Source organism: Ruegeria atlantica (genome assembly GCF_013032455.1).
GTDB classification, from domain to species: Bacteria; Pseudomonadota; Alphaproteobacteria; order Rhodobacterales; family Rhodobacteraceae; genus Ruegeria; species Ruegeria atlantica_B.
Window position 1 is genome coordinate 23,345 of sequence record NZ_WQCF01000019.1, and the last position, 7,796, is coordinate 31,140.

At 55.3% G+C, this 7,796-nt stretch carries 7 protein-coding genes; 1 reads left to right on the plus strand and 6 read right to left on the minus strand.

The features are described from left to right. Positions 1-8: 8 nt before the first annotated feature. From GOW93_RS19865 to GOW93_RS19885, 5 genes are all read right to left on the minus strand, one after another. Positions 9-1,901: a bifunctional sugar phosphate isomerase/epimerase/4-hydroxyphenylpyruvate dioxygenase family protein gene (locus GOW93_RS19865; protein WP_170387982.1), complete on the minus strand. Its 1,893-nt coding sequence runs from the start codon at positions 1,899-1,901 to the stop codon at positions 9-11. Further along, a complete protein-coding gene (locus tag GOW93_RS19870) occupies positions 1,901-3,196 on the minus strand; it encodes a TRAP transporter large permease (protein WP_170387984.1) in 1,296 nt (431 codons plus the stop codon). The genes GOW93_RS19865 and GOW93_RS19870 overlap by 1 nt, the downstream gene beginning before the upstream one ends. Then, positions 3,193-3,768: a TRAP transporter small permease gene (locus GOW93_RS19875; RefSeq protein WP_170387986.1), complete on the minus strand. Its 576-nt coding sequence runs from the start codon at positions 3,766-3,768 to the stop codon at positions 3,193-3,195. The genes GOW93_RS19870 and GOW93_RS19875 overlap by 4 nt, the downstream gene beginning before the upstream one ends. A 30-nt stretch (positions 3,769-3,798) precedes the next feature. Then, on the minus strand, positions 3,799-4,809 hold the full coding sequence (dctP, locus tag GOW93_RS19880) for a TRAP transporter substrate-binding protein DctP (protein ID WP_170387988.1): 1,011 nt from the start codon (positions 4,807-4,809) through the stop codon (positions 3,799-3,801). An 88-nt stretch (positions 4,810-4,897) separates the two neighbouring features. After that, complete coding sequence (locus tag GOW93_RS19885) at positions 4,898-6,199, minus strand: Gfo/Idh/MocA family protein (RefSeq protein WP_254443691.1); 1,302 nt, start codon at positions 6,197-6,199, stop codon at positions 4,898-4,900. On the opposite strand from GOW93_RS19885, the gene GOW93_RS19890 reads away from it, so the two are divergent. Beyond that, on the plus strand, positions 6,198-6,851 hold the full coding sequence (locus tag GOW93_RS19890) for a GntR family transcriptional regulator (protein WP_170328650.1): 654 nt from the start codon (positions 6,198-6,200) through the stop codon (positions 6,849-6,851). The genes GOW93_RS19885 and GOW93_RS19890 overlap by 2 nt on opposite strands. Positions 6,852-7,069: 218 nt before the next feature. Here GOW93_RS19890 and GOW93_RS19895 read toward each other — a convergent pair whose 3' ends face one another. Continuing rightward, positions 7,070-7,651 (minus strand): GNAT family N-acetyltransferase, encoded by a 582-nt coding sequence (locus GOW93_RS19895; protein WP_170387990.1) that lies wholly within the window; start codon positions 7,649-7,651, stop codon positions 7,070-7,072. Positions 7,652-7,796: the final 145 nt, after the last annotated feature.

Genomic DNA, 7,796 nt, shown 5'->3' on the forward strand with positions numbered 1-7,796 from the left:
CAGCACGGTCATTGAGTCTGCACCTCTTTCACCGTCTGGGTTTTGCTTTGCGCGGCGAGGCGAATGGGCGCGTTTCGCGCGCCATAACCGGCATAACCCATGCGGCGTTCAACAATTTCGAAGAAGAAGCCATTGAAGATGGGGCGGCTATAAATCTGAAAATACTCGGCACCCGCTGCTCGGTCATAAAGGATGTTGCCTTCGCGTAGTTGGGCGATCAAATCGTCATCCAATCCGAAAGTCGCTTGCAGATCAGCGTAGTAGTTTTCAGGGATGGACAGGCTGGGAAAGCCGGACTTGAGCAACTGGGCTGAGGTTTCAAAAATATCATCTGACTGGAAGGCGATGTGCTGAACACCAGCCCCAAAGCCATCTTCAAGGAATGACGCCGCCAGTGTTCGGCGCCCAACGGCCCCGTTCAGGTTCAGGTGCACTTCGCCTTCGGGACTTTCGATAGCCTGGCTTTGCACGACGCCGGACGGGTCGGCGACATTCACGATAGGGGATTTTGCCATCTCGAAAGTCGAAATGTAGTAGAGTAGCCAGCTTTGCATCTCATCGTGACGCATCGTCTGGGCCAGATGGTCGATACGACGCAGACCGGCAGGTTGGGTGGCTTTGGTTTTCGCAACCGGCTCGAACTCAATGTCCCATACCCGATGGAGATCGGATTTCTCATCGATGAAATGAACGACGTTGCCACCAACGCCCCGAATGGCCGGGATATCCAGTTCCCCTGTTCCCACCGGTTGTGAGAAATTCGGCGCGCCCAACGCGGTCGCCCGCTGAACCGTCTGATCCGCATCTTTGACACGCAACCCCATGTCACAAACGGAGGGGCCGTGACCCAGGAACGCCGAATGGGCAAACCCTTCTTTTTCGGTATTCACAACGATGTTTATCGCGCCCTGCCGCCACAGCTCGACGGACTTGGATACGTGCTTTCGCTCCATTCGAAAACACATTGCTGACAACATATCTGCCAGCTGCGCGCCGCTTGTTTCGTCGGCTGTAAATTCGACGAATTCGAAGCCTGACGCATAGACGCGTTCCGGCAGGTTCGGGATGCCGAAATCGGTTCCCGGCTCGGTCCGGGATACCTCATCCAGGAGGTTCACCAGCGACCTGTAGCTGTCTCGGGCCAGTGTTCGGCCACCGGGTTGAGGCGCTGCTTCGTTGACGCGTGCAACCGACCAAGGCCCTTTGTATCCGGCGCGGGACAACACGCGAACGAAGCCCGCAAGGTTCAGCGATCCGAGCCCCGGCAGAAGCCCAAAGTGCCGTTTGAGCCGACGTATATCCATCTCAAGCCGGGGTGCATCTGACAGTTGCACATGGAACAGCCGCTCTCCGGGAATGTCCCGAAGGCGGGCGGGTTTGGACCCGTCGGCAAGCGAGAAGAATGAGTTCAAGGCCAACCCCAAATGAGGGCTGTCGATGGCTTCAACGACGCCTAACGCCTGCTCATCCGAGTGAATAAGATCCGACCATGGCAAGCCCATATAGGCCAGACGCATCCCCATCTCTTTCGCGATCTGGGCCGCCTCACCAAGATCTGCGATTACCTGTTCTTCGGTCGCAGCGGCATCGACTTCGAAGGCAGACCCGATAAGCAGCAATTCCGTTCCCAACTCGCTCATCAGGTCGAGTTTGCGCTTTAGCCGATCAAAGGCGCGCTCCCGACCGTTGCCGGATTGACCTTCGAGGTTATGGAAGGGTTGTAGCAGGCAAATCTTCAGGCCGAGATCTGATGCAATATTCCGAATTTGCGATGGCGGCCCGTCAAAAGCGGTCAAATCCGGTTCGTGTAATTCGACACCCCCGAACCCTGCGTCAGCGATAGCACTTAGCTTTTCGACCAGATCACCAGGGATCGACGTTGTCGAAACCGAGAGGCACATTATCCCTGATATCCAAACATACGCGGCAACCACAGGACCAGATCCGGCATCAGCATCATGATCACCAGGGCGAAGATGAGAACCGCGAGGAAGGCCCAGATTTCCGAGATGATTTCGCGCAGAGGAATGTCCGTCACGGCGTTGATCACAAAGAGTAGAATGCCATAGGGCGGCGTGATCAGGCCGATCATCGAGTTCACGACGACCAGCACTCCGAAATGCACCAGATCAATCCCAAGCGCTTCGCAGGTCGGGATGAACAGCGGTACGATCACCAGGATGATCGTAGTTGCGTCTAACACGCATCCCAGCGCGAGGATCAGCAGGTTTACGAGGATCAGGAACACAATCGGACTGACATCCGAACCCTCCAGCAAGGCCGAGATCGACTGCGGAATCTGTTCCTGAATGACGATGAAGTTCAGAATGAACGCGCCCCCGATGACAACCCCAACCGCTGCTGAGGAACGGGCGCTGTCTACGAAGACCTGATAGAGACCACGGAACGACAAAGCGCGATAGAAGAATGCTGCCAGTAGTAGGGCGTAGAATGCAGCAACTGCGGCGGCCTCGGTCGGAGTAGTGACGCCGCCGTATATACCGTACAGCAGGATTGCGGGCATCAGCAGTGCCGGGAACGCGTTGGCGGTTTTTGCGGGCAACTCGCGCAGTGGGATCGGCTCTTCCAGCGCGAAGTTCCGCTTTCCGGCCAGATAATAGTTCATCGCCATAAGAACGACGCCCATGATCAGGCCAGGCAGAATGCCAGCCAGGAACAAGGACCCAATAGAGGCTTTCGACACCAGCGCGTAAAGGACCATTGGAATAGAGGGCGGAATGATCGGGCCGATCGTTGCCGAAGCCGCCGTGATCGCAGCAGCATAGCCCCGGCTGTAGCGGCCATCCTTGGTCATCATCTCAATGATAATCTTGCCAATCCCTGCAGCGTCCGCGACGGCCGAGCCGGACATGCCGGAGAAAATCAACGACGCAACCACGTTGACGTGCCCGAGGCCGCCCTTGAACCGCCCGACGGCAGCAACGCAGAAATTCAGCAGGCGATCGGTGATTGAGCCCGCATTCATGATATTTGCGGCGACGATGAACAAAGGCACAGCCAGCAGGATCGTGCTCCTGTAGAAGCCTTGAAGGATTTTCTCGCCCGCCAGTGCGACGTCCAATCCTGCAACGCCCAGATACATCAGCGACGCCAACAGGATGGAATAACCAATAGGGGTGCCGATGCCTGCCAGAACAAAGAGCGTGAGCAGGCAGGAAAGAAGTTCAAAACTCATTTGTCTGCTTCCTCGTCGTCTTCACCGTCGACGCGGGGGTGATCGTCGACCACGTTAAATCCCACGACCATTTCAAGTTCGGTTTTAGGCGGGCCGTTGCGCATGATGTCAAAGAACAGCCAGCCATAACGCGCTGCCACGACCAGCATGAACACGGCATAGATGGAGAACACGGTCCGCAGCGGTATCTTTTCACCCGAGAACGGATTGCGCACAGTCGAGGTTTTGCGGATTTTCATCCAGTCGATGTAGTCCCACGTCGGCAGGAAGCTGTAGAGCATCCCGACCACGATTGCCGCAGCCGCAAGCATCGCAAAGACCTGACGCACGCGCATCGGCACCGAAAGGTAGATGATGTCGAACTTCACATGATCCCGCTCGCGCACGATGAACGCGCAGCTGAAGAAGATCACCCAGACCCAGAGAATGCCGATCAGTTCCAGCGTCCATCCGGCGGGGGTGAAGAAATACCGCAGCAGAATTTGGAGAAGGAAGATTAGGAAGATTGCCGCCAGCATGCCGCCGGCAATCGCTTCGGTCAGTCGGGAGAACCCCTTTATGAAGCCTTTCATTTCGGTTCTCCCTCCCTTGTGTAGATGAGCTTAGTTGCCCAGAGCGTTGATCTGCTCCAGAACACCGTCCGGCCATGACCCGGCGAATTCGCTCTCCAGATACATGGACTGTACCTGATCGCGGAACGCTGCAAGATCGGGTTCATAGACTTCCATCCCCTGCTCTTTCAGGAAACTGACCAAGTCCTCTTCCTTTTGCAGCTGCTTCTGGCGACCCGATTCAGCCGCTGCATCCGCAGCTTCCTGAACTTTGGTCTGCTGTTCCGGCGTCAAACCATCCCAAACCTCTTTGCCGATGGCGATGTAGTTCAGGTCAACCAGGTGAGATGTCAGGACAATTTGATTGGTCACTTCATAGAATTTGGCATCCACGACAGTTGGTAGTGGGTTGTCCTGACCGTCAACGGCACCGGTCGACAGAGCTGTGTAAACCTCTGAGAACGCCATTGGTGTCGGGGCGGCACCCAGCGCTTTGCCAAGGAACTGCCACGCATCTGTGCCCGGCATCCGAAGGTTCACACCCTCCAGATCAGCCGGAGTGCTGACGGTCAGTTCTTCCTTGGGCTGGCGCAGATTCACCTGACGACGGCCCAGATACATGACCGACAGCAGTTTGACGCCCAGTTCTTCTTCGGCCTTTTGCTTGAAGGCATCCATCAAGGGATCGTTGAAGACAGCCACCTGATGCGCGGCGTCCTGATGGACATAGCCAGCAGTAAAGATCGAAAACTCGGGGAAGAACTGTGCCAGTTCCTGCGCCGAAGTGATCGACATTTCCAGGTTACCCCGGCTGATGGCGTCAAGCTCGGTGCCTTGGGCGAAGATAGTGCCATTATAGCTGGGCTCGTAGCTTGCGAAATCAGCGACCATGGGCGCGAAAACCTCGGCCATGGCAACCGAACGCTGGTCAGTGTCCGATCCTGATGTTGCGAGGCGAAGTTGCACTTTGTCGTCCGCCAGCACACCACTTGTGGCGCTAAACAGAACACCGGTTGCGACCAGGGCTGACACAGCAGCCCGGCGGGTAAGTTTAGTAATCACTTTGCTCCTCCCTGAGACATCATGATGCATTTTTCCGATTCTAAGTTTTGACCTATTTTGGGTATTTTGCAAGATTTTTTGCAAAATATCAGATATTTTTCATTACCTGCAGTCTTTGTTGCTGCATTTCTTGAAGGTTTCCTATAGTGACAGTCTCGCCAATCCTGCAGGAATTTTGAATGGCTTCAATAACTTGAAGTGTTCTAAAACCTTCCCATCCAGACACAATCGGATCTGCTTCGCGCCGAGCGACTTCAACAAAGTGCCTGAGTTGATTGACCAGGGGGTCGGATGCACCCTTCTTCAGCGCGGTTGATGAGATTGGCGTCCACCAATCCCTTTGCTCGCTCTGGTAACTCCACAGTCGAAGATCGGGAACGGACAACGACCCATGAGAGCCACCTATCATGTAGCTACTCTCAGTGGTCGAAGGATAGATTGGGTATTCCTGAGACGTCATCTCCCAGCTCCACGGAGCGACGATGCTGTCGGACACACTTATGGTTCCTATCGCTCCGCTTTCGAACGTCAACAGAGCACCGGCAACATCTTCGTTGTCGTAACCCCGCTGCGATGCAGCCGACTGCGCCTGTACGGTCATGACTTCTCCGGCCAGGTACCGCAGCAGATCCACATCGTGGACAAGATTGACCGAGATGGGCCCTGCACCGGGTTTCTTTCTCCAGGGCGCAGCATCAAAATACTCGTCTGGCTTATAGAACCAGCAATTCGCATGGACAGCGCGCACATCTCCAATCTTCCCATCGACAATGGCTGCCTTAGCTGACCTGATCAGAGGATTGTGGCGACGATGATGACCGACCATCAGCGGTACATTGGCCTTCTCCGCTTCTTGGACAAGCTCCAGTGCAGCGGCGGCTTCCACGGCGATCGGCTTTTCGACAAGGACGGGACAGCCATGTCGAACACACGTGAGGCCTTGTTCAACATGAAGCGTGGTCGGGGTCGCAAGAACAGCTCCGTCCGACGTCTGATTTGCAAACATTTCCTCGAGGGTCTCGTAACATGCGACCCCGTGCTCAACGGCGTAAGCACGACCTTCATCGCTGGGGTCGACCACCGCGACGAGATCAACATGGCGCAACGCTCGTATAGCGTCTGCGTGGCGGCGTCCAACAAGGCCAATGCCGACAATGGCAATGCGAAAGTTCTTAGACACTTTGCTTCCTTCCGGAGGGTCCGGAAAATCCCGAAACCGATGATTGCGATCGGGCTGCTTTGCCCAACTTGGCCACGACCGTATTGGGGTTTTCGCGATTCCGCAATAATGTATGATATTTTTATTTTTACCATACATCAGATTGGATTGCTGATACCTCCGAAAAATGCTAATTGAACGAAGAAACTGATAATATCGGGTGAAACGCATGGCGAAACAGCCGTCTACGATAGGTGCAAGCACTTATCAGCGCATCAAGAGGGACATCATCTTCGGGGAGTTGCAGCCCGGCTCCAAACTGAAGCTGGACGCCTTGAAGGAACGCTACTCGGCAAGCCTTTCGACACTTCGTGAAACGCTGAACAGGCTCGCCAGCGACGGATTTGTCGAAGCTCCCGAGCAACGGGGTTTCCTAGTCACGCCGGTTTCACGAGAAGACCTGACCGAGATTTCAGAGCTGCGCGTTCTGTTGGAATGCCACGCGTTGGAGTTGTCCATTGCGAATGGCGACACGGACTGGGAAGGCAACCTCGTTGCCGCACACCACAAGCTGCACCTGATGGAACAGCAGCTTCTCAAGGGCGACGAGTCCGAGAAAGAAACCTGGAAACGATATGATTGGGAGTTTCACCAAGCGATGATCGCGGCCTGCAACTCCAAGAACCTTCTGTCTCTGCACTCAATCATCTACGACAAGTACCTGCGGTATCAGATGCTCGTGCTGACTTATCGCGGCGAAGAGGCGGTCAAGGAGCACAAGGGCATGTTCGATGCCGCGCTGGCCAGAGACGCCGACACGGCCAAGAAACTGTTGGAAGATCACATCCGAAACGGCCTCACCCACACGTTGGAGGCTATGTAAGGCGGCATGCTGATTGCGTGTTTCGACGTCTTCAGGTCGATTTGGCAGGAAGTATCTCAAAATTCTACGTCTAAATCGAGAAGTTTGTGAACGGCCCACACTGGACGCTCGACTTGGAACCTCAACGCCGCGGTGCGGCCCTTCAAAGCCGCCTTTCGTTGCGGTTGCGTAAACACGGAGCTTGAGAAGGCCGTCAGCGCAGTCCCAAATAGATTTTTTCACGAAAGCGATTTCATCAGAAGCAACCAGCGCTCAGTATCTGTTTCCCAATCTTCTTTCAGACACGGGGCTTGAGCGACCTCTTTGTATCCCTTTCGTTCATACAGACGCAGCGCCCCGGTGTTGTTTTCGGCCACGATGACGCTCATCTTGGTTAAGCCCTCGGCCCGAGCGATTTCGTCCGCCAAATCCAGCAAGCGTGATCCATGGCCCTCACTGCGGTGTTCGGGATAGCAAGCCAGAACATTCACATACCAGCTTTCGAGCGCTTGATTCTCCAATTCCTGCAGTGGCAGAAACAGAGCTGGGAAATCCTCACCAATTTCCACCGGTGCCGCCCCGATCTTGTAGCCGGTCAGGCTCGCCATCGCTCCGCTTCCGAAATCCACCACGACAATCTGACCGTCTCGCGCCTTTTCGGCCTGTCGTGCGCGGCCGATCTCCCAAGGGTCTTGGCCATCTTCCGCAAGACCCGTCCAGATGTAATAAGGTAGCCCCTCTCCCGCATAATTCACGAGATCAGCGAGCTGAGATGCATCCGACTCCCTGGCCAGTCGCAGCGGTGGTTTCAACTCAATCATTCATTCCTCCAGGGGTTGGGTCATGACGATGGCCCGTGCACCCGAACCAGTGTAACGGTTCTAAAGCGTTCGATATAGGCGCCTCGGCACTGAGCCTCCCCAACTGAACGGGTCCACCGTTATGTTCAGGAAACGGAGGACTAAG

Excerpts from the sequence above, each read along its gene's own strand:
- GOW93_RS19885 (WP_254443691.1), bottom strand. The coding sequence starts at position 6,199 with ATGCGTTTCACCCGATATTATCAGTTTCTTCGTTCAATTAGCATTTTT.
- GOW93_RS19865 (WP_170387982.1), bottom strand. The coding sequence starts at position 1,901 with ATGTGCCTCTCGGTTTCGACAACGTCGATCCCTGGTGATCTGGTCGAA.
- GOW93_RS19895 (WP_170387990.1), bottom strand. The coding sequence starts at position 7,651 with ATGATTGAGTTGAAACCACCGCTGCGACTGGCCAGGGAGTCGGATGCA.
- GOW93_RS19875 (WP_170387986.1), bottom strand. The coding sequence starts at position 3,768 with ATGAAAGGCTTCATAAAGGGGTTCTCCCGACTGACCGAAGCGATTGCC.
- GOW93_RS19890 (WP_170328650.1), top strand. The coding sequence starts at position 6,198 with ATGGCGAAACAGCCGTCTACGATAGGTGCAAGCACTTATCAGCGCATC.
- GOW93_RS19870 (WP_170387984.1), bottom strand. The coding sequence starts at position 3,196 with ATGAGTTTTGAACTTCTTTCCTGCCTGCTCACGCTCTTTGTTCTGGCA.